This is a genomic window from Geodermatophilus saharensis (assembly GCF_900188205.1).
Classification (GTDB): domain Bacteria; phylum Actinomycetota; class Actinomycetes; order Mycobacteriales; family Geodermatophilaceae; genus Geodermatophilus; species Geodermatophilus saharensis.
In genome coordinates, this window is record NZ_FZOH01000010.1 from 1 (window position 1) to 23,612 (window position 23,612).

The 23,612-nt window shown below is 77.0% G+C and carries 25 protein-coding genes and 1 rRNA gene; 9 read left to right on the forward strand and 17 right to left on the reverse strand.

Translation table 11 applies throughout. From position 1 onward, the window contains the following. Window positions 1-157 precede the first annotated feature (157 nt). Window positions 158-274, forward strand: a 5S ribosomal RNA gene (gene rrf, locus CHC04_RS20160). Between the two features lie 210 nt (window positions 275-484). Here rrf and CHC04_RS20165 read toward each other — a convergent pair. The 3 genes from CHC04_RS20165 to CHC04_RS20175 are packed head-to-tail and all read right to left on the reverse strand — an operon-like array spanning window position 485 to window position 2,465. Next, on the reverse strand, window positions 485-1,183 hold the full coding sequence (locus CHC04_RS20165) for a hypothetical protein (protein ID WP_089405757.1): 699 nt from the start codon (window positions 1,181-1,183) through the stop codon (window positions 485-487). Then, window positions 1,180-2,106 carry an ABC transporter ATP-binding protein gene (locus tag CHC04_RS20170; protein WP_245817541.1) on the reverse strand — a complete coding sequence of 309 codons (927 nt, stop codon included), beginning with the start codon at window positions 2,104-2,106 and terminating at the stop codon, window positions 1,180-1,182. The genes CHC04_RS20165 and CHC04_RS20170 overlap by 4 nt, the downstream gene beginning before the upstream one ends. Continuing rightward, entirely contained in the window at window positions 2,103-2,465 is a 363-nt protein-coding gene (locus tag CHC04_RS20175; RefSeq protein WP_089405758.1) for a GntR family transcriptional regulator, read from the reverse strand. Before CHC04_RS20175 ends, CHC04_RS20170 begins: the two co-directional genes overlap by 4 nt. 91 nt (window positions 2,466-2,556) lie before the next feature. Between CHC04_RS20175 and CHC04_RS20180 the strand changes: the two genes are divergently transcribed. Further along, complete coding sequence (locus CHC04_RS20180; RefSeq protein ID WP_089405759.1) at window positions 2,557-3,690, forward strand: epoxide hydrolase family protein; 1,134 nt, start codon at window positions 2,557-2,559, stop codon at window positions 3,688-3,690. Further along, window positions 3,687-4,994, forward strand: coding sequence for an allantoinase AllB (allB, locus tag CHC04_RS20185; RefSeq protein ID WP_089405760.1), 1,308 nt, complete (start codon window positions 3,687-3,689; stop codon window positions 4,992-4,994). The genes CHC04_RS20180 and allB overlap by 4 nt, the downstream gene beginning before the upstream one ends. 80 nt (window positions 4,995-5,074) lie before the next feature. On the opposite strand, the gene CHC04_RS24635 is transcribed toward allB, so the two are convergent. After that, entirely contained in the window at window positions 5,075-5,233 is a 159-nt protein-coding gene (locus CHC04_RS24635; RefSeq protein ID WP_217897471.1) for a hypothetical protein, read from the reverse strand. Between the two features lie 85 nt (window positions 5,234-5,318). Between CHC04_RS24635 and alc the strand changes: the two genes are divergently transcribed. Beyond that, window positions 5,319-6,314 (forward strand): allantoicase, encoded by a 996-nt coding sequence (gene alc, locus CHC04_RS20190; RefSeq protein WP_089405761.1) that lies wholly within the window; start codon window positions 5,319-5,321, stop codon window positions 6,312-6,314. 55 nt (window positions 6,315-6,369) lie between these two features. Here alc and pucD read toward each other — a convergent pair whose 3' ends face one another. The 3 genes from pucD to CHC04_RS20205 are packed head-to-tail and all read right to left on the reverse strand — an operon-like array spanning window position 6,370 to window position 10,090. After that, on the reverse strand, window positions 6,370-8,739 hold the full coding sequence (gene pucD, locus CHC04_RS20195; protein ID WP_089405762.1) for a xanthine dehydrogenase subunit D: 2,370 nt from the start codon (window positions 8,737-8,739) through the stop codon (window positions 6,370-6,372). After that, on the reverse strand, window positions 8,736-9,224 hold the full coding sequence (locus tag CHC04_RS20200; RefSeq protein ID WP_089405763.1) for a (2Fe-2S)-binding protein: 489 nt from the start codon (window positions 9,222-9,224) through the stop codon (window positions 8,736-8,738). Before CHC04_RS20200 ends, pucD begins: the two co-directional genes overlap by 4 nt. Next, window positions 9,215-10,090 carry an FAD binding domain-containing protein gene (locus CHC04_RS20205; protein ID WP_089405764.1) on the reverse strand — a complete coding sequence of 292 codons (876 nt, stop codon included), beginning with the start codon at window positions 10,088-10,090 and terminating at the stop codon, window positions 9,215-9,217. The genes CHC04_RS20200 and CHC04_RS20205 overlap by 10 nt, the downstream gene beginning before the upstream one ends. 88 nt (window positions 10,091-10,178) lie before the next feature. Between CHC04_RS20205 and CHC04_RS20210 the strand changes: the two genes are divergently transcribed. Then, window positions 10,179-11,552 (forward strand): 8-oxoguanine deaminase, encoded by a 1,374-nt coding sequence (locus tag CHC04_RS20210; protein WP_217897472.1) that lies wholly within the window; start codon window positions 10,179-10,181, stop codon window positions 11,550-11,552. Between the two features lie 40 nt (window positions 11,553-11,592). Here the strand turns inward: CHC04_RS20210 and CHC04_RS20215 are convergent, their stop codons facing one another. After that, complete coding sequence (locus CHC04_RS20215; RefSeq protein ID WP_089405766.1) at window positions 11,593-12,228, reverse strand: TetR/AcrR family transcriptional regulator; 636 nt, start codon at window positions 12,226-12,228, stop codon at window positions 11,593-11,595. Between the two features lie 69 nt (window positions 12,229-12,297). Here CHC04_RS20215 and CHC04_RS20220 point away from each other — a divergent pair, with 69 nt between their 5' ends. Continuing rightward, the gene (locus tag CHC04_RS20220) at window positions 12,298-12,648 is read left to right on the forward strand and encodes a darcynin family protein (RefSeq protein ID WP_089405767.1); all 351 of its coding nucleotides are present in this window, start codon (window positions 12,298-12,300) and stop codon (window positions 12,646-12,648) included. Between the two features lie 73 nt (window positions 12,649-12,721). On the opposite strand, the gene egtE is transcribed toward CHC04_RS20220, so the two are convergent. The 5 genes from egtE to CHC04_RS20245 form a co-directional block, all read right to left on the reverse strand. Beyond that, a complete protein-coding gene (gene egtE, locus CHC04_RS20225; protein WP_217897473.1) occupies window positions 12,722-13,852 on the reverse strand; it encodes an ergothioneine biosynthesis PLP-dependent enzyme EgtE in 1,131 nt (376 codons plus the stop codon). Window positions 13,853-13,862: 10 nt separating this feature from the next. After that, window positions 13,863-14,651 carry an anti-sigma factor gene (locus CHC04_RS20230; protein WP_089405768.1) on the reverse strand — a complete coding sequence of 263 codons (789 nt, stop codon included), beginning with the start codon at window positions 14,649-14,651 and terminating at the stop codon, window positions 13,863-13,865. Beyond that, window positions 14,632-15,228, reverse strand: coding sequence for an RNA polymerase sigma factor (locus tag CHC04_RS20235; protein ID WP_089405769.1), 597 nt, complete (start codon window positions 15,226-15,228; stop codon window positions 14,632-14,634). The genes CHC04_RS20230 and CHC04_RS20235 overlap by 20 nt, the downstream gene beginning before the upstream one ends. Before the next feature lie 101 nt (window positions 15,229-15,329). Beyond that, window positions 15,330-15,989 (reverse strand): class F sortase, encoded by a 660-nt coding sequence (locus CHC04_RS20240; RefSeq protein ID WP_089405922.1) that lies wholly within the window; start codon window positions 15,987-15,989, stop codon window positions 15,330-15,332. A 13-nt stretch (window positions 15,990-16,002) separates the two neighbouring features. Continuing rightward, the gene (locus CHC04_RS20245) at window positions 16,003-16,818 is read right to left on the reverse strand and encodes a DUF4397 domain-containing protein (protein WP_089405770.1); all 816 of its coding nucleotides are present in this window, start codon (window positions 16,816-16,818) and stop codon (window positions 16,003-16,005) included. Window positions 16,819-17,064: 246 nt separating this feature from the next. On the opposite strand from CHC04_RS20245, the gene CHC04_RS20250 reads away from it, so the two are divergent. Next, window positions 17,065-17,526, forward strand: coding sequence for a DUF309 domain-containing protein (locus CHC04_RS20250; RefSeq protein ID WP_089405771.1), 462 nt, complete (start codon window positions 17,065-17,067; stop codon window positions 17,524-17,526). Window positions 17,527-17,560: 34 nt separating this feature from the next. Further along, window positions 17,561-17,986 (forward strand): SRPBCC domain-containing protein, encoded by a 426-nt coding sequence (locus CHC04_RS20255; protein ID WP_089405772.1) that lies wholly within the window; start codon window positions 17,561-17,563, stop codon window positions 17,984-17,986. Window positions 17,987-18,026: 40 nt separating this feature from the next. Here the strand turns inward: CHC04_RS20255 and CHC04_RS20260 are convergent, their stop codons facing one another. Together CHC04_RS20260 and CHC04_RS20265 are read right to left on the reverse strand one after the other, a co-directional pair. After that, window positions 18,027-21,224 carry an ATP-binding protein gene (locus tag CHC04_RS20260; protein WP_176450113.1) on the reverse strand — a complete coding sequence of 1,066 codons (3,198 nt, stop codon included), beginning with the start codon at window positions 21,222-21,224 and terminating at the stop codon, window positions 18,027-18,029. Between the two features lie 38 nt (window positions 21,225-21,262). After that, on the reverse strand, window positions 21,263-22,153 hold the full coding sequence (locus CHC04_RS20265) for a CPBP family intramembrane glutamic endopeptidase (RefSeq protein WP_089405774.1): 891 nt from the start codon (window positions 22,151-22,153) through the stop codon (window positions 21,263-21,265). A gap of 132 nt (window positions 22,154-22,285) precedes the next feature. On the opposite strand from CHC04_RS20265, the gene CHC04_RS20270 reads away from it, so the two are divergent. Beyond that, window positions 22,286-22,798: a hypothetical protein gene (locus tag CHC04_RS20270; RefSeq protein ID WP_089405775.1), complete on the forward strand. Its 513-nt coding sequence runs from the start codon at window positions 22,286-22,288 to the stop codon at window positions 22,796-22,798. Here CHC04_RS20270 and CHC04_RS20275 read toward each other — a convergent pair. After that, complete coding sequence (locus CHC04_RS20275; protein WP_089405776.1) at window positions 22,697-23,200, reverse strand: HAAS signaling domain-containing protein; 504 nt, start codon at window positions 23,198-23,200, stop codon at window positions 22,697-22,699. The two genes, CHC04_RS20270 and CHC04_RS20275, sit on opposite strands and share 102 nt — an antisense overlap. Continuing rightward, complete coding sequence (locus CHC04_RS20280; RefSeq protein WP_089405777.1) at window positions 23,197-23,541, reverse strand: PadR family transcriptional regulator; 345 nt, start codon at window positions 23,539-23,541, stop codon at window positions 23,197-23,199. The genes CHC04_RS20275 and CHC04_RS20280 overlap by 4 nt, the downstream gene beginning before the upstream one ends. Between the last annotated feature and the right edge of the window lie 71 nt (window positions 23,542-23,612).

A 23,612-nucleotide genomic window follows, 5' to 3' on the forward strand; every position in this document is an offset into this window, starting at 1 on the left:
GGAGCTGACCGGTACTAACAGGCCGAGGGCTTGACCACACCCCTACCTGCGCGCAGTCGAGTTCTGCGTCAGGGGTGACTCACACACATGCGTCCACTGTGCGGTTCTGAACGCACCAACCCGCCCGAGGGGCCAGCGGTTGGTTTGTTCACAGTGTTACGGCGGTCATGGCGAGAGGGAAACGCCCGGTCCCATTCCGAACCCGGAAGCTAAGCCTCTCAGCGCCGATGGTACTGCCCTGGAGACGGGGTGGGAGAGTAGGACACCGCCGGACAACCATTCACGAGGACGGGAGTCGGAGCCGATGGCTCCGGCCCCCGTCCTCGCGCATTTCCGGCCCTTCGAGCGTATTCCCCGCGAGCGTTCTCCCGCGACCAGTCACCGGCGACGGGACTCCGTCGTGACCGGCCGCGACCGTGGCGGGTACACGGAACGGCCCCGCTCCCGTCAGGACGGGAACGGGGCCGCTCGTGCCGGTCGGGCGTCAGGGGACGACTCGGCGGAGGCCGGCGAACGCCAGGGCGGCCGTGACGAGGACCACCACCAGCGGGATGGCCACTGCCAGCGTGACCACCGACTGCGCGACGAGCCAGGAGCCGACGTCGCCCCACGCCCGCTGCCAGGACACCAGGATCGCCAGGCCGCCGAAGAACAGGATGGCGCCGACGACCAGGGACCACAGTCCGGTCGGGCCCCACCGCTTCACGACCACGCCGATGGCGACCCCCAGGAAGGCAGCGGCCAGCAACGGGGCGCCGGAGACGAGGACCTGCAGCGCGGCGTTGTCGACGTCGAGACGCCCGGGCGCCCAGAAGGACAGCCCGACCCCCCACCCGCCGGTCGCGCCCTCGACGGCCGCGAGGACGGCGAGGACGGCCCCGTAGGCCAGGGCCACCCCGACGGCGGCCAGGGCAGTGCCCAGGTAGAACGTGCGCCGGCTCAGGCTCATCCCCATCGCGAACGGCATGATCTGGGTGACCGACTGGACGAAGACCACCAGGACGGTGATGTACAGCGAGGCGACACCCCCGGTCGTGGCACCGGGGGACTCCTCCCCGACGCCGACGGTCGCCCACAGCGCCAGGTTGACGCAGAAGCTGAGCAGGGCGATGCCCCAGGGGATCCCGACGGTCAGCACCGGGTTCATCAGGTGCAGCCGGGCGGCGGCCAGGACGCGGTTCACGGGGTGACCTCCTCGAAGGCGGTGCGGCCGCGCTCCCCGGCCTGCGCCGGCACTCCCGCCGGGCGCCTGCTCAGAGCGACGACGAGCTGCTGCAGGGGCGTGGGTTCGGCCGTGAGTCCCCAGGCGAGCAGGTCGGCGGCGTCCACGGGCCCGGAGAGGCGGACGACCGCGCGGCCGGCGCCGCCGAGGGTGTCGGAGGTCAGCACCGAGTGCCGCCGGCCGAAGGCGGCGACCCGGTCAGCGGGACCGGTGACCGTGAGCGCCGCGGCGCGCAGGTCCTCGGCGTCGGCGTCGAGCAGCACCCGGCCGGCGTCGAGGAGCAGGACGTGCTCGAGCAGGCCGCTGATCTCCTCGATGAGGTGGGTGGAGAGGATGACCGTGCGCGGGACCTCGGCGTAGTCGGCGATCAGCCGGTCGTAGAACAGCTGCCGGGCCACCGCGTCGAGGCCCAGGTACGGCTCGTCGAACAGCGTCACCGGCGCGCGGGAGGCCAGGCCGATGGTGATGCCCACCGCCGAGACCATGCCGCGGGAGAGCTTGTTGACCGGGCGCCGGGCGGGCAGGTCGAAGTCGGCGACGAGCGAGCGGGCCAGGTCGTCGTCCCACCCCGGGAACAGGGTGGCCGCGGCCGAGAGGGCGTCGCGGACCCGGAAGTGGTCGGGGTAGCGCTGGCTCTCCTTCACGAAGCAGACCTGCTGCAGGACGGCGTCGTTCTCGTACGGGTCGGCGCCGAGGACCGCCACGCGCCCGCGGGTGGGGACCCGGTGGCCGGTGAGCAGCTGCATGAGCGTCGTCTTGCCGGCGCCGTTGCGGCCGAGCAGGCCGGTGATGCCGTCGGTGGCGAAGGCCGCCGTGACGCCGTCGAGGGCCGTGTGGTCCCGGTAGCGCATGGTGACGTCGGTGAGGGTGGCGACGGCGCTCACCGCTCGTGCTCCCAGCGGTCGATCATGCTGCTCAGCTCCCGGGTGGAGATGCCGAGCTTGTGCGCCTCGGCCATGAGGGGGCGGACGTACTGGTCGGCGAACTCGCTGCGGCGGCGCTTGAGCAGCTGCTCGCGGGCGCCCGTGGCGACGAACATCCCGACTCCTCGTCTCTTGTAGAGGACCCCGTCGGCGACCAGCTGGTTGAGTCCCTTGGCCGCGGTCGCGGGGTTGATGCGGTGGAAGGCGCTGAGCTCGTTGGACGAGGGCGCCTGGCTCTCCTCGGGGAGGGAGCCGTCGACGATCGCGCTCTCGATCTGCGCGGCGACCTGCCGGAAGATCGGGCCGGCGTCCTCGTTCACCCCGGACCGCCCTGGTCCTCGGGTTCATTACTCATGTAATGAACCGTAGAGGTGGCTGTCCGCGGCCGTCAAGCGCCGATACGGTCCCCTCGTGGACGACGCCGTCGAGCCCTTCGCCGTCGACGTGCCGGCCGGGGAGGTCGACGACCTGCGGCGCCGGCTGCGGGCCACCCGCTGGCCGGAGCAGGAGACGGTCGGCGACTGGTCGCAGGGCGTCCCGCTGGAGTGGCTGCGCGAGGTCTGCCGGTACTGGGCCGGGGAGCACGACTGGCCGGCCCGGCAGGCCCTGCTCAACGCCCACCCGCAGGTGCGCACCGTGGTCGACGGGTTGCCGGTGCACCTGCTGCACGTCCCCTCACCGCACCCGGGCGCGCTGCCCCTGGTCCTCACCCACGGCTGGCCCGGGTCGGTCGTGGAGTTCCTCGACGTCGTCGGACCGCTCACCGAGCCCGAGGACCCGCAGGACGCCTTCTCGCTCGTCGTGCCGTCGCTGCCGGGCTTCGGCTGGAGCGGCAGGCCGGACGCCCCCGGCTGGGGGCCGGCGCGGACCGCCGACGCGTGGGCCGAGGTGATGCGCCGGCTCGGCTACGAGCGCTTCGGGGCGCAGGGCGGGGACATCGGCTCGTTCGTCTCGGCGAACCTCGGCGCCCGCCATCCCGACCGGGTGGTCGGGGTGCACCTCAACATGGTGGTGACCGGCCCGCCGGAGGGGCAGACGGAGTTCAGCGAGCGCGAGCAGCGGGCGCTGGAGCGCGAGCGCGCCTTCCGGGCCGAGGCGGCGGCCTACAGCCAGCAGCAGCGCACCCGCCCGCAGACCCTCGGCTACGGCCTCACCGACTCCCCCGCCGGGCAGGCCGCGTGGATCCTCGAGAAGTTCGCCGCCTGGACCGACGGCGACCCGGTGGCGACCATCGGGCTGGACCGGCTGCTCGACGACGTCTCGGTGTACTGGTTCACCGCGACGGCGACGTCGTCGGCGCGGATGTACTGGGAGATGGCCCGGGCGCCGGGGGAGCGGGCACCGCGGGTGGACGTGCCCACCGGCGTCTCGCTGTTCGCCCACGAGATCTTCCAGCCGCCGCGCGAGTGGGTGCAGCGGCAGCTGACCGACCTGCGGGCCTGGCGCGAGCACGACCGCGGCGGGCACTTCGCGGCGCTGGAGCGGCCCGACGCCCTGGTCGCCGACGTCCGGGAGTTCTTCCGGCCGCTGCGGGGCCGCGCGTGAGCCTCGTGGTCCGCGCCCGGCGGGTGGTGCTGCCCGGGGGTGAGCGCGCCGCGACGGTGCACACCGCAGACGGCGTCGTCACCGCGGTCACCGCCTTCGACGACGCCCCGGCCGGCGCGGTCACCCTCGCCGACGACGAGGTGCTGCTGCCCGGGCTGGTCGACAGCCACGTGCACGTCAACGAGCCCGGCCGCACCGAGTGGGAGGGCTTCGCCACCGCCACGCGCGCCGCGGCCGCCGGGGGCGTCACCACCGTCGTGGACATGCCGCTGAACTCCGTGCCCGCCACCACCACCCTCGACGCGCTGCGCGTGAAGCAGGAGGCGGCGGCCGGGCAGGTCGCCGTCGACGTCGCGTTCTGGGGCGGTGCGGTGCCCGGCAACGTCGCCGAGCTGCGGGGCATGCACGAGGCCGGCGTCGTCGGGTTCAAGTGCTTCCTGCTCGACTCCGGCATCCCGGAGTTCCCGCCGCTGGACGACGCCGGGCTGCGCGCGGCGCTGACCGAGCTGGCGACGTTCGACGCGCTGCTGATCGCGCACGCCGAGGACGAGCAGGTCATCGCCGCCGCGCCGGAGCCGGCCGGCGCCAGCTACGCGGCGTTCCTCGCCTCCCGGCCCCCCGCGGCAGAGGAGACGGCGATCGGCCGGCTGGTGGCGGCGACGCGGGACACCGGCGCGCGCAGCCACGTCGTCCACCTCGCCGACGGCGACGCGCTGCCACTGCTGCGGGCGGCGCGGGCCGGGGGTGTGCGCATCACGGTGGAGACCTGCCCGCACTACCTGACCTTCGCCGCCGAGGACGTGCCCGACGGCGACACCGCGTTCAAGTGCTGCCCGCCGATCCGGGAGTCGGCGCACCGCGAGGCGCTGTGGGGCGCGTTGCGGGCCGGCGACGTCGACCTGGTCGTCAGCGACCACTCGCCGTGCACGCCCGAGCTCAAGCGGCTCGACGTCGGCGACTTCGGGCTGGCGTGGGGCGGGATCGCCGGGCTGCAGGTGGCGCTGCCGGCGGTGTGGACCGGCGCGCGGGCGCGCGGGGTGCCGCTGGCGGAGGTGGCCGGCTGGATGTCGGCGGCGCCGGCGCGGCTGGCCGGGTTGCCCGGCAAGGGCGCGATCGCCGTCGGCCGGGACGCCGACCTGGTGGCCTTCGCGCCGGAGGAGCGCTCCACCGTCGGCCGGCTCGAGCACCGCAACCCGGTGACCCCCTACGCGGGCCGGGAGCTCACCGGCGTGGTGCGGCGGACCTGGCTGCGCGGGCGGGAGGTCGACGGCAGCCCCCTCGGCCGGCTGCTGCGCCGAGGGTAGGAGGGCCCTCCTCCCCACCCCTCGCTCCGCTCGGGGCGGTGCCCCTGGAGGGGGCCGAGGCGTGGGGAGAGGTCCTGCCGCTACTGCTGCTCCCCCTCCTCGCGGGCGGCCTCGTCGAGGATCTTCGGGTCGTCCATGGAGCCGCCCGCGGGGTCGGGGTTGCCCAGCGCGGTCTCGGCGGGCAGCTGCCGGACGTGCTCGCGGGCGCGCTCGCGCAGGTCGTCGGTGGGTTCGGACACGGGTCCTCCTCGGGTCTCGCGGGACGCGGTGCCCCTACCCCGCCCGTGCGAGAGTGACCCGCGACCGCCCGCGACGAGGAGCCCGATGTCCGACCCGTTCGACCTGCCCGACCTCGCCGTCCGCACGCAGGGCGGCGCCGTGGTGGCCGCCAACGACGAGTTCTTCGCCGGCAAGGAGAACCTGGTCCGCCCCGAGCCGGCGCGGGCCCGCGACGACTTCGGCGCGCGCGGCAAGGAGTACGACGGCTGGGAGACCCGCCGCCGCCGCGAGCCGGGGCACGACTGGGCGGTCGTGCGGCTCGGCATGCCGGGCGTGGTGCGCGCCGTCGTCGTCGACACCGCGTTCTTCCTCGGCAACTACCCGCCACGCGCCTCGCTGGAGGGCGCCGCGGTCGGGGTCCATCCGCCGGCGTCCGCGCTGGCCGGCGCCGACTGGGTGCCGCTGCTGCCGCTGTCGGACCTCGCCGGCGGCACGGCCAACCGCTTCGCCGTCGAGCCGGGGCCGCGGGTGACGCACGTGCGGCTGTCCATCCACCCTGACGGCGGCGTCGCGCGGCTGCGGGTGCACGGCGAGGTGGTGCCCGACCCGCAGCTGCTCGACGCCGGCCCGTGCGACCTGGCGGCGCTGGAGAACGGCGGGCGGGTCACCGGGGTGAGCAACGCCTTCTACGGCAGCCCGCACCAGCTCATCGGCCGCGGCGACGCCCGCTCGATGGGCGAGGGTTGGGAGAACGCCCGCCGCCGCGACGACGGCAACGACTGGGTCGAGGTGGCGCTGACCTGCGAGGGCACGGTGACCCTGGCCGAGCTCGACACCTCCTGGTTCCTCGGCAACGCGCCCGCTGCGGCGTCGCTGACCGGCACCACCGCCGACGGGCGTGCGGTGGAGCTGCTGCCTCGCGCGCCGCTGCAGCCCGACACCCGGCACCGCTTCCTGCTGCCCGGCGACGCCGGCGTCACCCGGGTGCGGATGGACGTCTTCCCCGACGGCGGCATGGCCCGGCTGCGGCTGTGGGGCCGCCCCACCGAGGCCGGCCGCGCCGCGCTGCACCGCCGGTGGGAGGAGACCTCGGCCGGGTGAGCGTGTGCGCCGGCGCCGCACTCCTCCGCCAGGAACCCGGCGCCGGCGCACACGCTCAGGTGCCCGTGAGGTGCTCCGGTCGCACCGGGACGCGCCGCAGCGGCAGGCCGGTCGCCTGCCGGATCGCGGCCAGCACCGCCGGCCCGGAGGAGATGTTGGGCGCCTCGCCCACGCCCCGCAGGCCGTAGGGGGCGTGCGGGTCGGCGTACTCCAGCACCTCGATCCGCATCGGCGGCATGTCGAGCACGGTGGGGATGAGGTAGTCGGTGAACGACGGGTTCTGCACCCGCCCGTCGCGCACCAGGATCTCCTCCATCACCGCCAGCCCGAGCCCCTGCGCGGTGCCGCCCTGGATCTGCCCGACGACGGCCTGCGGGTTGATCGCCTTGCCGACGTCCTGGGTGCAGGCCATCTCCACCACCTTGACCAGCCCGAGCTCGGTGTCGACGTCGACCACCGCCCGGTGCGCGGAGAAGGCGTACTGCACGTGCGCGAAGCCCTGGCCGGTGTCCGGGTCGAGCGCCTGGGTGGGCCGGTGCCGCCACTCCACGGTCTCCTCGACCGCGTCGTCGCCGAGCACGTCGGCCAGCGGCAGCGCGACCCCCTCGAGGTCGGACACCACCTTCCCGCCGTCGAGCCGCAGGTCGCCGGCAGGCCGGCCGACCAGGCCCCGCGCCCGCTCCAGCACCCGCCCGCGGACCGCCTCGCACGCCGCCTTGACCGCCCCGCCGGTGACGTACGTCTGCCGCGACGCCGAGCTCGAGCCCGCCGACCCGACGGCGGTGTCCTTCGGGTGCACCACGACGGCGTCGACGCCGAGCTCGGTGCGGGCGATCTGCTGCTCGACGGTGACCAGGCCCTGGCCCACCTCGGCCGCGGCGGTGTGCACGGTGGCCACCGCCTCGCCGCCGACGACCTCCAGCCGCACCCGCGCCGTCGAGTAGTCGTCGAAGCCCTCGGAGAAGGCGACGTTCTTGTAGGCCACGGCGTACCCGACGCCGCGCCGGACGCCCTCGCCGTGCGTGGTGTTGGAGACCCCGCCGGGCATGTGCCGCAGGTCGACGTCGTCACCGGTCGCCGGCTCCGGCGGCAGCGGCATGGCCACCAGCCGGCGCAGCAGCTCCGCCACCGGCGCCGGGCTGTCGACGACCTGGCCGGTGGGCGTCTCCGAGCCCAGCTCCATCGCGTTGCGGCAGCGCAGCTCCACCGGGTCCATGCCCAGCTCGGCGGCCAGCGCGTCCATCTGTGCCTCGTAGGCGAAGGCGGTCTGCACCGACCCGAACCCGCGCATGGCGCCGCACGGGGGGTTGTTGGTGTAGGCGCCGTAGCAGTCGACGTGCACGTTCGGGACGACGTAGGGGCCCAGGCCCATCGTGCCGGCGTTGCCGACGACCGCCGGCGTGCTGGAGGCGTAGGCGCCGCCGTCGAGGAAGATCTCGGCCTTGACGTAGACCAGGTCGCCGTCGCGGGTGGCGCCGTGCTCGTAGCGCATCGTCGCCGGGTGCCGGTGCACGTGGCCGAAGAACGACTCCTCGCGGTTGTAGGACATCTTCACCGGCTTGCCCGTGTGCAGCGCGAGCAGGCAGGCGTGCACGTGCATCGAGAGGTCCTCGCGGCCGCCGAACGCGCCGCCGACACCGGCCAGCGTCAGCCGCACCTTCTCGGGCGGCATGGCCAGCGCCGAGCAGATCTGCCGCTGGTCGACGTGCAGCCACTGGGTGGCCACGTACAGGTCGACGCCGCCGTCCTCGCCCGGCACCGCCAGGCCGGACTCCGGGCCCAGGAAGGCCTGGTCCTGCATGCCGACCTCGTACTCGCCGACCACGACGACGTCCGCGGTGGGCTCGGGGTCGCCCTTGCGGACCTTCAGGTGGCGCACCAGGTTGCCGTGCGGGTGCAGGTGGGCGCTCTCCCGGCTGAGCTCGGTGACCGCGGCGGGGGCGTCGTGCACCTGGTTCCAGGTGGGGTGGCCCAGGGCCGCGCGGGCGTCGGTGACCGGCTCCCAGACGTCGTAGTCGACGACGATCCGGGCCGCGGCCCGGCGGGCGGTGTCGGGGTGGTCGGCGGCGACCAGCGCCACCGGCTCGCCCTGGTAGCGGACGACGTCGAGGGCGAGCACCGGCTGGTCGGCGAGCTCGAGGCCGTAGACCTTCTCGCCGGGGACGTCGTCGGAGGTGAGGACGGCGTGCACGCCCGGGACGGCCAGCGCCGGACCCACGTCGACCGAGCGGATCCGGGCGTAGGGGTGCGGGCTGCGCAGCGTGACGCCCCACAGCATGTCGTCCATCCACAGGTCGCTGGCGTAGGCGAACTCGCCGCGGACCTTGAGGACGCCGTCGGGGCGCTGCGCGTCGTCACCGATGCGGCCGCCGGGGCCGCCCACGGAGGACGGCGCACCGGCGGGCGTGCGGGTGGGGGTGCTCACCGGGCCTCCCCTGCCATGCGGTCGGCGGCCAGCCGGACGGCGTCCAGGATCTTCTCGTAGCCGGTGCAGCGGCAGAGGTTGCCGGCCAGCGCCTCGCGGATCTCGGCGTCGGCGGGCCTCCTGCCCTCGGCCCGCGAGCGGCGGACCAGGTCGTCGGTGGCCACCAGCAGCCCGGGTGTGCAGAAGCCGCACTGGACCGCGCCGGCCTCGAGGAAGGCCTCCTGGACCGGGTGCAGCTCACCGGGTCCGGCCAGCCCCTCCACGGTGCCGACCTCGCGGCCCTGCGCCTGCCCGGCGGCGACCAGGCAGGCGCACACCGGCACCCCGTCGAGGTAGACGGTGCACGAGCCGCACTCGCCCTGCTCGCAGGCGTTCTTCGAGCCGGGCAGGCCCATCCGCTCGCGCAGCACGTAGAGCAGGCTCTCGCCCTCCCAGACGTCGTCCACCTCGTGCCGGTCGCCGTTGACGGTGCAGGTCAGGCGCACGCCGGGTCTCCCTTCCGGTAGTCGGCCCAGGCCCAGGTCAGCGTCCGGCGGGCCATGACCGAGAGCGCGTGGACGCGGTAGCGGGCGGTGCCGCGCACGTCGTCGATGGGGGCGGCGGCCCCGGCCACCAGCTCGCCGAAGCGGGCGGCGGTCGCGGGCGGCAGCTCGGCGCGGGACTCCCACAGCCCGTCGAGCTCGCCGGCGAGGAACTCCTCGGCGGCGGGAGCGCGGCGCGGCGTCGGCGCGGCCGACCCGATGCCGGTGCCGACCGCGCGGCGGTCGGGGTGCAGCGCCAGCCCGAACGCCGCGACGGCGATGACCATCGCGTTGCGGGTGCCGATCTTGCTGTACTGCTGCGGGCCCGTGCGCGGGGGGATCCGGACGGCGGCGACCAGCTCGTCGTCGGCCAGCGCCGAGCGCTTGACGCCGCGGTAGAAGTCGGCGACCGGGATGCGGCGGGTGCCGCGGACCGAGGCCACCTCGACCTCGGCGCCGGCGGCCAGCAGCGCGGGGTGGGCGTCACCGGCCGGGGAGGCGGTGGCCAGGTTGCCGCCGACGGTGCCCCGGTTGCGGATCTGCGGCGACCCGATGGTGCGCGCGGCCATCGCCAGCCCGGGCAGCCGGTCGCCGAGCTCGGTGATCACCCGGGCGTAGGGGACGCCGGCGCCGAGCCGCACCGCGCCGTCGTCGGTGCCCCACTGCTGCAGCTCGGGGACCCGGGTGAGGTCGAGCAGCAGCGCCGGGCGCAGCCGGCCGAAGTTGATGCCGACCATGACGTCGGTGCCCCCGGCGATGGGGACGGCGTCGCGGGAGGCGGCCCTGGCCTCCAGCGCCTCCTCCCACGTCGCGGGTTGCAGGAACTCCATGGGCACTCCCTCGTGCGGTGTGGGGACGGTCACGGTAACGCCGTCGCGTTCCGGGGAGGTCGCACCTCGCGGCGGGCAGGATGCGTCCGTGGAGACCACTGCCGACCTGCTGGTGCACTCGGCCGAGCTGCTGGCCACCGTCGACGACGACCGGCGCGAGATCGCCGGCGGGTGGGTCGCCGTCACCGGAGGGGTGGTGAGCGGGGTGGGCGGCCCCGGGGACCCGCGGCCCGGCGCCGTCCGCGCGGTGGACGCGCGCGGCTGCCTGGTGACGCCGGGGCTGGTCAACACCCACCACCACCTGTACCAGAACCTCACCCGCTCCTTCGCCCCGGCGCTGACCGGCGGGCTGTTCGACTGGCTGGTCACCCTCTACCCGCTGTGGGCGCGGCTGGACGAGGAGGCCGCGTACACGTCGGCCTACGTCGGGCTCACCGAGCTGGCGCTGGCCGGCTGCACCACCTCCACCGACCACCTCTACGTGCACCCGCGCGGCGCCGGGGACCTGATCGGCGCCGAGGTGCGGGCGGCGCGGGACCTGGGGGTGCGGTCGCAGTTCACCCGCGGCTCGATGTCGCTGTCGGTCAAGGACGGCGGGCTGCCGCCGGACTCCGTCGTGCAGGACGACGACGAGGTCCTGGCCGAGTCGCAGCGGCTGGTGGAGGCCCACCACGACCGCTCGCCGCACGCGCTCACCCGGCTGGCGCTGGCGCCCTGCTCGCCGTTCAGCGTGTCGACGTCGCTCATGACGCGCACCGCCGAGCTGGCCGAGCGGCTCGACGTCCGGCTGCACACCCACCTCGCCGAGACCCGCGACGAGGACGCGTTCTGCCTCGAGCGCTTCGGCCGCCGTCCGGTCGAGTACCTGGCCGACGTCGGGTGGATGTCCGACCGGGTGTGGCTGGCGCACGTGGTGTGGCCCTCGGCCGACGAGGTGACCCGGCTGGGCGCCGCGGGGGTCGGGGCGGCGCACTGCCCGTCGTCGAACATGGTGCTCGGCAGCGGGCTGGCGCCGGTGGCCGAGCTGCGGGCGGCCGGGGCGCCGGTCGGGCTGGGCGTGGACGGGTCGTCGTCGGCGGACGCGGCGTCGCTGTGGCTGGAGGCCCGCACGGCGATGCTGCAGGGCAAGCTGCGGCACGGCGCGGGGTCGTTCACCGCCCGCGACGCACTGGAGATCGCCACCCGCGGCGGCGCGGCGTGCCTCGGGCGCACCGGCGAGATCGGGCAGCTGTCGGTGGGCGCGTGCGGCGACCTCGCCGTCTGGCCGCTGACCGGGCCGGCCTTCGCGGGGGCGCTGTCGGACCCGGTGGAGGCGTGGCTGCGCTGCGGGCCGGTGGCCGCGCGGCACACCGTCGTCGGCGGGCGGTTCGTGGTGGAGGACGGCGTGCCCGTGCACCCGGCGCTCGACGAGCAGCTCGCCGTCCACCGCCGGGTGTCGCAGCGCATCCAGGCTCCCTTCTGAGCGTGCACTTCCGCGGAAGTGCTCGGCTAGAGGGAGTGGCTCAGCCCTGACCCGGGACGCCGACGAGGGTCCTGACGGCGGGCCCGACGTCGGCCCAGGCGTCCCGCCACGGGAAGCCCGGCTTGTTGATCCGCAGCGAGACCGCGCCGTGGAGGAGCTGCCAGAGCAGGATCGTGGTCGCCCGGGCGTCCCCGGCGGGGAGGTGCTGACCGCCCTGCACGGCCTCCTGGAGGTCACCGGCTGCGGCCTCGATCAGTGCCCGGCCCGGGACGCCGCCGTCGGGCAGGTCGAGTGCGGGCAGCACCCGGCCCTCGTAGAGGACCTTGTACCGGCCGGGTGAGCCCAGGCCGAAGGCCAGGTAGGCGCGGGCGAGGGCCAGCACGCGCTCCACCGGGCCGCCGCTGCCGGCCTGGCTGCGGGCGACGTCCCGCTCGAGGTCGGAGAACAGCCGCTCGACGACGGCGCGCAGGAGCGCGCTCTTGTCCGGGAAGTGCAGGTACAGCGAGGGCGGCGTGACACCGACGGCGTCGGCGACCGAGCGGATGGAGACGGCCTGCTCGTCGCCCGACTCGGCCAGCAGCGTCGCAGCGGTGTCGACGATGCGCTCCCGCAGCTCTCCGCCCTGGCCCCGCCGCGCTCGCCGTCGCCGCTGTCCGTCGGGTCCTGTCGAAGTCACTTGACGGATCCTAGGACGGCCCCGATAACTTATCGAGCGTTAACCTAACGACCGATAGGAGAACACGCCATGTCCCGGACCTTCACCGTCGTGGCCCTGGTGACCCTGGCTCCCGCGTGGTTGCGGATGACCCGCACGGAGCGCGAGGAGTTCAACGACGAGCACGTGGCGCCGGTCCTCGCCCGGCACGCCGGGCGCGTCGGCATGCGCCACGTGGACGTCGAGGCCTTCACCGGCACCTGCTCCGACGTCCTGATCTTCACCACGGACGACCTGGCGGCGTTCGCGTCGCTGTGGGACGACCTGCGGGACACCCCGCTGTTCGCCCGGCCGCTGCTCGAGGTCGTCGACGTGCTCGTCGGCCTGGACGCGGAGTGGGTCCGCCGGCCGGATCCGGCGCCCCTCGCGGCGGGGGTCTGACCGGTGTCCGCGAGCCCCCCGCCCGGGCGAGTGTGAGCCTCCTCTGACCGTGCACTTCCGCGGAAGTGCACGGTCAGAGGGCGGCGGCGAGGGCCTCGAGCTCCTCCACGGTGCCGTCGACGTGCGGCGACACCCGCAGCACCGGGCCGGTCATCTCCCCGGGCGCCCGCTCGGGGCCGGCCGCGGTGGTCACGATGCCGTGCTCGGTGAGCAGCCGGGCGCGGGTGGCGACGACGTCGACGCCGTCGGGCGGGCGCAGCGTGGTGGTGGCCGTCGGCTCGTCGACCGGCTCCACCACCCGCCAGCCGCCGGCGCCGTCGAGCACCTGCCGCCCGGCCCGGCCCAGCGCGGCCAGCCGCTCGCGGACCCGCTGCGGCCCGGCGGCCAGGTGCTCCCCGACCGCCAGCACCAGCCCGATCCGGCCGGCGACGTGCGCCTCGCCGCTCTCCAGCGCCCGCAGCGGCGGGAGATCGGCCGGCGCGGGCAGCGCCGGCACCAGCTGCGCGGCCACCGCCGGGCGCACGCAGAGCAGACCGACCCCGCGCGGCCCGGCCAGCCACTTGCGGGAGGTCGAGTAGACGACGTCGGCGCCGAGGTCGACGTCGACGTGGCCCAGCGACTGCGCCGCGTCGAGCACCAGCGGCACGCCGTGCGCCCGGCACAGCGCCGCGACCTCCGCGGCCGGCTGCACGACGCCGCGGTGGCTGGCCAGCTGGGTCAGGTGCACGAACCGCGGCGGGTCGGCGGCCAGCGACCGCTCCAGCGCCGCCAGGTCGGCCCGGCCGTCGCCGTCGACGGCCAGCGGCTCGAGCGCCAGGCCGGCCGCGCGCAGCATCGCCGCGTTCGGCGCGTACTCGCCGGGCAGGCAGGCCACCCGGGCGGCGGGCCCCAGCGGCCAGGCCGCCAGCAGCGCCGCGAGCGCGGCCTGCGCCGACTCGACGAAGACGACGTCGGCGGCGGCCATGCCGACCAGCCCGCCGATGACGCTGCGCCCCTGCTGCAGCAGGTCGCCGGCGGTCGCCTCGGCCACGTAGCCGCCGAGCTCGGCCTCGTGCCGCGCGTGGTGCGCGACCGCCTCGAGCACCCGGTTGCTCTGCCGGCTGCACGCGGCCGAGTCCAGGTGCGTGCCGGCCGGCCGCGGGCGGGCGGCACGCCAGGAGCCGGCGAGGTCGGCGTGCGGCAGGCGGAGGTCGAGCGCGGTCACCCCTCCCACGCTAGGACAGCTGCCCCCGGGCGACGGAGAGGCCGGAGTGCGCGGGGTCGCCGTCGAGCGGCTCGACCGAGACGTCGACCACCGGGTACTCACCCAGGTCGAGACCGGCGGGGAGCTGGAAGTCCTCGGTGCCCGGGCGGACGACACCCAGCGGCACCAGCCCGGTCACCGACTCGGTGAGCAGCCACGCCTCGTAGTAGCCCTCGGGCGGGGCGTCGGCGGCGAGCTCGACCCGCAGCACGCGGGTGCCGTCCTCCCGCTCGACGACGGCCGCGCTGCCGGAGGCGCCACTGTCCTCCAGCGGGTCGAGCACCGCCTCGGCCACAGCGACGCCGTCGTCGTCCCGGCCGGACAGCGCCACCGCACCCGCCCCGATCCCGAGCCCCACGACCAGCGCCGCCGCGGCGGCGAGCAGCAGGCGGGACCGGCGCGGCCGCAGCGGCACCACCGGCGCGACCGGCCCGGGCTCCGGGCGGGCGGCGGGGACCAGGGGCGCGGGTGGGACGTCGGGCACCGGGTCCGCGGGCGGGGCCGACGCCGCCACGACGCCGGGGCGTGGGGCCGTCGCGACGCCGGTCGCGGCGGCGATGCCGGCCCACAGCGCCGGCGGGGGCGCGACCGGCGGGCCGGGGTCGGCCAGCTCGGGCACGGCCAGCACGTCGACGGCGCGGCGCAGCCGGGACACCTCGCCGGTGCAGGACGCGCAGCCGGCCAAGTGCGCGGCGGCGTCGTCGGGCAGCGGCTCGCGGAGGGCGGCCAGCGCGAGCTCCTCAGGCGTGCAGTGCGGCACCGTCCACCTCCAACCGGTCTCGCAGGCGCTCCAGGGTGCGCCGGATGTGGCTCTTGACCGTCCCCAGCGGCAGGCCGGTGCGCTCGGCGATCTGCGTGTGGGTGAGGTCGGCGAAGAACGCCAGCTCGATGATGCCGCGCTGCGGCTGACCGAGGCGGTCCAGCTCGCCGAGCAAGAGGACGCGGTCGGCGACGGTGGCGTCGACCGGGGCGGGACCGGCGACGGGTGACTGCGCCTCGGCGAGCGCGGCCTCCGCGGCGCGGCGCTGCCGGTCCCGCCGCGCCCACGTGTCGGCGATCTTGTGGCGGCAGACGCCGGTCAGCCAGGCCGGCAGCGGGCCCTGCTCGGGCCGGTAGCCGGCGCGGCCGGTCCAGGCGGAGACGAAGACCTGCTGCGTGACGTCCTCGGCGTCGGGGCCGGGACCGAAGGCGCGCACCGCCATGCCGTGCACCCGGGCCGCGTACCGCTCGTAGGCCCAGGCCAGCGCCTGCTCGTCGCCGGCCGCGAAGCGGCGGGCGACCTCGTCGTCGTCGGGCTCGGCCGCGCCGTACGGCGCCGGCTCCGCCACGGTGTCCACCCGGCCGACCCTAGGCGACCGGCGCCCCGCCCGGGATGGCCTCCCTGCAGGGTCCCGCTGCGAGCGTGCGAGCAGCGGGGGGCAGGGAGGTCCTTCGACCGTCACGGCGCCGGCTCCGCCACGACGACGACGTTGTCGCGGTAACCGCCGACCTCGGGGAGGAACGGTCCGCCACAGGTGACCAGGGTCAGCCGCGGCGGCCCGTCGCGGCGGAACAGGACGTCGACCGGCAGCGCCTGCTTGTCCAGCAGCTCGCGGGAGACGACCCGCCAGCGGGTGACGGCGCCGGCGGCGTCGGTGACGACCACCTCGTCGCCGGGCTCGACACCGCGCAGCGCCGCCATCGCCCCGAGCCCCTGCTCGGCGTCGTCGACGTGCCCGGCGACCACCGCCGAGCCCGGCGCGCCGGGCGCCGGGCCGAAGCGGTACCAGCCGGCCCGCCCGACGTCGTCGGGGAGGGCCATCTGCCCGTCGGGAGCGGTGCCCACCGGGTCGACGGGGGCGTCGAGCCCGCGGGCCGGGACGGCGACCCGCGCCGGCGGCACGACGGCGGGGGCGGGGCTCGGCGCGGCGTCGCGGACGGCCACGGCGGGGGCGGGGCTCGGTGCGGCGGGCGGTCCGGCGGGCTGCGGCGCGGGCGCGCCGAGCACCTGCTCGACCGGGGCGCCCGCCGCCGCCGGGGGGCGGGACAGCACCCACACCGCGGGCGTGCCCACGGCGAGGGCCAGGCCCAGGACCACCCCGGCGGCAGCGGGTCGCACGTCGGTCCTCCCGTCAGGCGCGGCTGCCGGCCAGCCGGCGCGCGGCCACCGCCGCACCGGCCAGACCCAGCGCGGACAGGCCGACCACCGGCAGCGGCACGCCCCCGTCGTCGGCCAGCCCGGCGCTGCCGCCGGGGACGCCGGACGGCGAGGAGGAGCTGCCCGAGATCGTCTGGACGGCGAGCTCGTAGCCGGCCTCCTGCGAGCCCCACGCGTAGACGATCGTGGTGGCGCCCTCGGCCACGTCGAGGTCGGCCGGGCCGATCGCGACGGTGTCGGTGCCGGCGAGGACGACGTCGGCGCTGACCGTGCCGGCCGGCACCTCGAGGGAGGCCTCGTTCGGGTTGGTCAGGTTCGGGGCGACCACCTGGCCGCCGGCGCGGACGTCGACCGCCGGCGCGGCGGCGACGTGCCGCACGACGACCCGGCCCTGGCCGGCGGGCACCGCGGAGGTGTCGTTGACGAACGGGGTGAGCGCGGGCTGGCCCTCGGCGGTCAGGTGGGCGACCACGGTGGCGTTGGCGCCGGCGGGCACCGCCACGCCGTCGGCCGACAGCAGCGGCGTGCCCGAGCCGTCGGCGGCGTCGGCGGGGAACAGCGCCAGGTCGTAGGAGCCGGCGGGCAGCTCCAGCGGGCCGGCGAGCGTGCCCGGCGCGAAGTCGTCGATCAGCCGCTCGCCGTTCGCGTAGACGTCGACCGGGGTGTCCGGGACGCCGTGCAGCACGGAGACGGTGGCGGTGTCCGCCGCCGAGGCGGGTGCGACGCCGAGCGCGAGCAGCGCGCCGGCTCCGGCGACGGTGGCGAGGCCGAGGGTGCGGGTCCGGGTCACGAGGTCCTCCGGGGTCGGGGGTTGCTGACACCCCTCCTTCCGGCGTCCCCGCAGGTCCGGATGCAGCCACCGCGCGCGGTCGTGGGGTTCACGCGATCGGGTGCACCACGGGGCGGGGGAGGGCAGGTCAGGCGGCGGCGGGCTCCCGGCTCAGCCACCCGGCAGCGGCGAGGCCCGATCGCGCGGAGGCGTTCCGGACCTCCCGCTCCGGGGTGGGACCGGGCGTGTCCGCGGGAGGATGCGGGGGTGACCTCGCCGCGCGACCGGGACACCCAGGGGCGGGCGCGCAACGCCCGTCCGCGCGACGCGCTGGGCCGGCCGCTGCCGCGCGGCGCCGAGGGGGTCGAGCGCGCGCCGGAGGGGGTGCCCCGGACGCCGGACGAGGCGGTCGCCGAGGCCCAGCGGCTGCTCGACGCCGGCCGTCCCTTCCACGCCCACGAGGTGCTCGAGGACGCGTGGAAGGCCGCACCCGAGGACGAGCGGCAGCTGTGGCGCGGGCTGGCGCAGCTCGCCGTCGGGCTGACCCACGCCGCCCGAGGCAACGCCCGCGGCGCGGCGACGCTCGTCGAGCGGGGGGCGGGCAACGTCGCGCCCTACGCGCAGGCGCCCCCGCACGGCCTCGACGTCGGCGGGCTGCTCGCCTGGGCGCGCGGGCCGCTGCGCGCCGACCGGCCGTTCCGGCTGCGCGGCCCTGGTCCGGCCTCGTGACCGCGGGCAGACTGCGGGCGGCGGGAGGGGACCCATGAGGAGCTACGAGGCGGCCACGCGCATCGACGCCGGCCCGGACCAGGTGTGGCCGCACCTGGTCGACGTCGGCACCTGGCGGGACTGGGACTCCGGCGTCGACCGGGTCGAGGGCCGGGTCGCGCTGGGGGAGCGGCTGACGCTGTACGCGACGATGCTGCGCAGCCGGCCGTTCTCCGTCGTCGTCACCGAGCTGCGGCCGGGGGAGGCGATGCGCTGGCGCGGCGGGCTGCCGTTCGGGCTGGCGGTCATCGAGCGCACCTACTCACTCGACCGGCAGGACGACGGCGGCACCGTGCTCACCGTCCGCGAGGACCAGACCGGCCCGCTGGCGTGGGTGACCGAGCGCTCGACGCCGGACCTCAACCCGTCGTTCCGCCGGTTCTGCGCCGGGATCAAGGCCCGCGCCGAGCAGGCGGGCTGACCCCCACCCGTGCCCGTCCGCGGGAGCCCACGGGCGGGGATCAGCAGAACTCGCCGAGCAGGGCCCGGGTGCGGGCAGCGAACGGCGCGAAGCCGAACAGCCCGCAGACCTCCAGCCCGCGCCGCAGCTCCGCCTCGGCGCCGGGCAGGCCCAGCAGACCCAGCAGGCCCCCGCGGTAGAGCGCCGTGGGACCGAGCACCGTCGTCCCGGCCCAGAGGACCACCACCGTGTCGCCGTACGTGCGCAGTGCGGGCAGCACGGTGGCGGCCAGGTCGCGGTCGCGCAGCTCCAGGGCGACGTCGGCCAGCAGCACCGCGCGCACCGGCTCGCGGGCGCCGTGCGCGGGGAAGGTGAGCCACCGCTCGACGACGGCGCGGGCCTGCTCGCGACGGCCGGCCTGCGCGTGCGCCTGGGCGAGGACGGCCAGCCAGCCCGGGTCGACGGTGGCGGCCAGGTCGACCACCTCCGGCAGCAGGTCGGGCATCCGGTGCTCGTGCCAGGCGGCGATGCCCTCGATCGTCTGACGGGACATCCGGGTGACGTCGGCCGCGGCGGGGGAGCTGGTCGGGGCGTCGGCGACGGCGGCGTCGGCGAGCCGCCGGGCCTCGTCGGCCTCCCCGCGCGCCAGCGCCAGCCCGGCCGCCCACCACGCGTCCAGCTGCAGCAGGTCGCCGTCGCCGCGGCGGGTGGCCAGCTCGGTGAACCGCCGGCTCGCCGCGGCCGCCTCCTCCACCTGCACGGTCTCGGTGAGCGCGCAGCGCAGCAGGTGCAGGGCGGTCGCCTCGGCGGCCGGGTCGCCCGTCGACTCGCGCAGCATCGTCCGGGCCAGCGCCACCCGCCCGTGCGCGTGCGCGGGCGTCCAGTCGGCCACGAAGCGGGCCACCCGGGCGCGCGGGCGGGCGGCGGGGGAGGCGCCGGCGGCGGCCAGCGCCCGGTCGGCCAGTTCCCGGCCGCCCGGCTCGCCCGAGGAGGAGCGCTGCACGGCCAGCGCGGCCAGCACCGCAGAGGCGAGGCCCGGCGGCAGCTCGCCGGCCCGGGCGGCGGCCTCCTCCAGCAGCGCGACGTCGGTGGCCGCGGGGGCGCCCACCGACGCCCAGTAGCCGCCGAGCCCGCCGCCGGCGGAGGCGACGGCCGCGCGGGCCAGGCGGGCGGGGTCGTCGAGGACGCGGGCGAGGTCCGCGGCGGTGCGCAGGGCGCCGCCGCTGTCCTCCAGCAGCCCGAGCCGGCGCAGCCCCTCGCCGCGGACCAGGTGCAGGTCGGCGGCGAGGACGTCGGCTCCCGCGGGGACGTGGACCAGGCCGCGCGCGGCCAGGGCGACCGCCTCGTCGACACCGGCACGGGCCAGTGCCTCGGCGGCGGCACGCAGGCACGCCCGCGCCGCGGCCACGTCGGGTCCGCCGGCGGCGGCCTCGCTCCGGTGGACGGCGATCGCGCCGGCCGAGGTGGCCGCGGCCGCGCCGGCCTCCAGGGAGTCGGCGAGCCGGCCGTGCACGCGGGCGCGGGCGACCGGGCCGAGGTCGGCCAGCAGCACCTCGCGCACCAGGTCGTGGGCGACCCGCACCCGCCCCGGCGAGGGCTCCACCAGCAGGCCGGTCCGCAGCGCCCCGGTCACCGCGTCCCCGCTCCCGCCGTCGAGCGCCGCGCCGAGCAGCGCCAGCGACACCTCCCGGCCGGCCACGGCCGCCGTCGCCAGCACCTCCCGGGCGTCGGCGGGCAGCCGGCCGACCCGCAGGCGGACGACGTCGCGCACGCCCTCCGGCACCGTCTCCCCGGCCGCCCCGGGCAGCGCGGCCAGCTCCGTCACGAAGAACGGGTTGCCGCCGGTGCGCTCGGCCAGCGCCGCTGCGTCCCCGGCGGGGACGCCGCGCAGGCCGGTGACCAGGTCGGCGACCTCGCCGGGACTCAGGCCGCCGAGCCGGATCCGGCGGGCGCCCGGCAGCCGGGCGGCCAGGCCGAGGACGCGGGTCACGGCCGGCTCCGCGGTGGCCTCCTCCCGGCAGGTGACGGCGAGCAGCACGCGGCTGGCGTGCAGCTGGGAGAGGACGACCTCCAGGACGTGCAGTGAGTCCCCGTCGGCCCACTGCAGGTCGTCGAGCACCACGAGCAGGGGCGCGTCGCCGGCCAGGGCGTGCAGCCGGCGGGCGGTGTCGAGGCCGAGCGCGAAGCGGGCTCCGGTGTCGGTACCGGGCGCGGTCTCGGGCAGGCCGCCGAGGACCTGCTGCCACGGCCAGTACGGCGGTGCGCCGCCGATCTCGGCGCACCGCCCCCAGCGGACCGCGGCACCGGCGCGCGCGGCGAACGCCTCGACCAGCCGTGTCTTCCCGATGCCCGGCTCGCCGGTCACCACGACCGCGGTCCCGCGCCCTCCCCTCGCCGCCGACCACGCGCCGGCCAGGGTGGCCAGCTCGGCCGGGCGCCCGACGAAGCCGTCGCCCACCGGTGCCGCGGGAGGGCCCGGCGCGGCTCCCGCGGCCGGTGCCGGCGCCCCGAGCGACGGGTCCTGGCGCAGCACCGCCGCCTCGAGGTCGCGCAGCTCGGCGGAGAGGTCCAGGCCCAGCTCGTCGGCGACCTGCTCCCGGGTGCGGCGCAGCACGTCCAGCGCGTCGCCCTGGCGGCCAGCCCGGACCAGCGCCCGGGCGAGCAGGCCGGCCGTGCGCTCGCGCAGCGGCGCGACCGCCACTGCCTCGGTCAGGTCCGGGACCAGTTCCGCGCCGGCCCCCAGGGCCAGCCGGGCCTCGGTCAGCCGCTCGACCGCCGCCCGCCGCATCTCCTCCAGGCGGGCGACCACCGGGACGACGTCGCCGACGTCCGCGACGTCGGCGTAGGGGCGGTCCTGCCAGCGGGCCAGCGCCCCGGGCAGCAGCCGGGCGGCCTCCCGGTCGTCCCCGGCGCTGCCGGCGGTCACCAGGTCGACGAACGCGTGCGCGTCGACGGCGGCGCGGGGCAGGACGAGGGCGTACCCGTCCCCGCGGGTCACCAGCACCGCGGCGTCGCGCGCGGTGCGGCCCGGGTCGACCAGCCGGCGCAGGCGGCTGATGTGTCCCTGCAGCGTCGTGGTCGCGGTCGCGGGTGGGGTGCCGCGCCACAGCCGGTCGGCGAGCGCGGCGGTCGGCACGGTCCGGCCCTCGGCCGCGGCCAGGAGCGCCAGGACCTCGGCGGGTCGGCGCCCGCCGAGGTCCAGCTCGGTGCCGTCGCGGTGCAGCCGCGTCGGCCCGAGGACGTCCAGCCGCAGCTCCACGGCGACGGAGGGTAGGCGCTCGGGTGCGTGCGGCGGGGTCAGCGCGCGATCGTGCCGCCGCCGGCCGCCCGGACCAGCGGGGCGACCCGCCACCACGCCAGGGCCGCGAGCAGCAGGGTCACCGCTCCCATGGCGCCGGTCTCGGTGGACAGCCACTCGGTGGGCCCGCTGTCGGCGGTCAGCGGTGCGAGCACGTGGTAGAGCAGCGCGTTGAGCACCGCGTGGGCCAGAACGCCCGGCCAGATCCCCCATCGCAGCTGCATCGAGGCGAGCACCGCGCCCAACGAGGTGGTGCCCACCGTCAGGCACGCCAGCGCGAACCAGACCGGGACGCCCGCGGGCGCGCCGCCGAGGAAGAGCACCAGCGGCCAGTGGAACAGCGACCACGCCAGGCCGCTGACCAGGACGACGGTGAGCGGACCGGCGACCTCGGCCAGCCGCTGCACGAGCAGGCCGCGCCAGCCGACGTCCTCGGCCAGCGCCAGCACGACGTAGGGCAGCACCAGCACGGTCAACCCGAGCGGGACCACGGGCGTGAGGCCGCCGGCAGCGAAGCCGGCGAGCCCGGTGACCCAGAGGAGCACACCGGCAGCCAGCGTGGGCAGCAGCGCCCACAGCCAGGCGGTGCCCAGGCTGCGCCACGACGTGCGGCGGAAGCCCCAGCCCGGCCGCCGCAGCGTCCCGGTGGTCGCCAGGCGGGCGAGGACGGCCGCGAGCAGCGGGATCAGCGCCTGGCCGTAGAGCAGCGCCTGCACCAGTGGCGGGGCCTGCTCGACGCGCGTGACGTCGGCGCCGGCGGCCGCGGCCACCGAGGTGGTCAGCGTGAGCAGTCCGGCGACCGTGCCGAGGTAGACGCCCACCTCCCGCCACGGGGAGGGGCGGACGGCGGCGGCCGGCGCGGGGGTGGACAGGGACGGGGTGGCGGTCATGCGGGCGGCTCCGGGGTCGGGGTCGGGAGTGTGTCGGCAGCACCGTCGGGCCCGTGCCTGGTGGGGCGCTGGTGGGCGGCTGGTCGGCGTCCGACCAGCCGCCCACCAGCGCCCGGGTGGACCGTGCGCCGCATGGAACCGCTCGACGCCGTCCTCCCCGTCCTCCCCGGCGCGGAGGAGCTGTGCCTGCCGGCCGGCACGCCGCCGCACCGCTACGTGGCCCGCGGCGCCGACCTGGTGCTCGTCGTCCTCGCCGGCGACCCGTGCGTGGGTGTCGGCACCGCGTCACCGCGGCGGCGGCCGGCGGGCTCGGCCGTCGTCTGCCCGCGCGGGGTGCCGTGGTCGGTGGGCGGCGGCGAGGAGCCGGCGCGCGTGGTGGCCGTCGGATTCCCCTCCGGGCCCGAGCGGACGCTCACCGCGCTGGTGGGACCACCGCCGCTCGACGGCGCGGCCCTGGTGGCCGCCGCGGCCGACGGCGGGCTGGAGGTCGTGCTGGAGCCGCTGCCCCCACCCGTCGACCGGCCCGGCAGGGCCGGCGTCCGGTCAGGCGCTGGTCAGCGCGGCCGCCAGGGCGGTGACCACCATCAGCAGGAGGAGGACCACGGTCATCGCGAGGACCACCCGCCCGCGGCCCGGGCTGAGTGACCGGCCGGTCCGCGGGTCGCGCACCGGGGCGTGGCGCCGCGCCTGGACCACCACCGCGGGCACCCACAGCAGCCACCCGGCGACGAGCGCGTAGCCCTCTGGCAGGCCGAGCACCGGCTCGTTGCGGAACACGCCGAGGACCCCCTCGGCGATGAGCCAGCCGCAGACGGCGCCCAGCGCGACGAGCGCCCACAGCGAGACCCGCGAGCGGGCCGACGGCGGCACCGCGAAGCCCGCCGCGTACTCGCGGGCCGGGCCGAACGCCTCACGCGGGTCCTCCCCGGTGTCGGCGACGTGGCTCTCCACCTCGGCGACGATCTCGCCGATCCGCTCCGGTGGCACGTTCCCCGCCCGCAGGGCCTGGACGAGGTCACGCCGGTAGGTGTCGGTGCCGGTGGTCATCGGGGACTCCCCACGGACGGGAGCAGGCCGGCGGCCCGCTCGGTGAAGGTGTGCCAGGCGGCGACGCGCCCGGTCAGGTGGGCGCGGCCGTGCGGGGTGACGGTGAAGAACTTCCGGCCGGGGCCGCCCGCGCCCTCGCGCCAGGACGACGTGACCAGCCCGTCCTGCTCGAGCCGGTTGAGCACCGGGTAGAGCGTCCCGCCCTTGACCGCTCCCAGGCCGGCCGCCTGCAGGCGCTGGGCGATCGCGTAGCCGTAGGTCTCCTCCTCGGCGACGACGGCCAGCACCGCCAGCGGCAGCGCCGCCCGCATCCACTCGGCGGGCCAGGTCTCGGTGGGCACGACTAGACGGTATCGCTGACTAGTCAGTGAGGCAACCTATTGGTGGTGACCACTGTGACCGCAAGTCCCGG

Coding starts and splice junctions, on each gene's coding strand:
- CHC04_RS20255 (WP_089405772.1), top strand. CDS start 17,561: ATGAGGAGCTACGAGGCGGCCACGCGCATCGACGCCGGCCCGGACCAG.
- CHC04_RS20265 (WP_089405774.1), bottom strand. CDS start 22,153: ATGACCGCCACCCCGTCCCTGTCCACCCCCGCGCCGGCCGCCGCCGTC.
- CHC04_RS20205 (WP_089405764.1), bottom strand. CDS start 10,090: ATGGAGTTCCTGCAACCCGCGACGTGGGAGGAGGCGCTGGAGGCCAGG.
- CHC04_RS20275 (WP_089405776.1), bottom strand. CDS start 23,200: ATGACCACCGGCACCGACACCTACCGGCGTGACCTCGTCCAGGCCCTG.
- CHC04_RS20270 (WP_089405775.1), top strand. CDS start 22,286: ATGGAACCGCTCGACGCCGTCCTCCCCGTCCTCCCCGGCGCGGAGGAG.
- alc (WP_089405761.1), top strand. CDS start 5,319: ATGTCCGACCCGTTCGACCTGCCCGACCTCGCCGTCCGCACGCAGGGC.
- CHC04_RS20220 (WP_089405767.1), top strand. CDS start 12,298: ATGTCCCGGACCTTCACCGTCGTGGCCCTGGTGACCCTGGCTCCCGCG.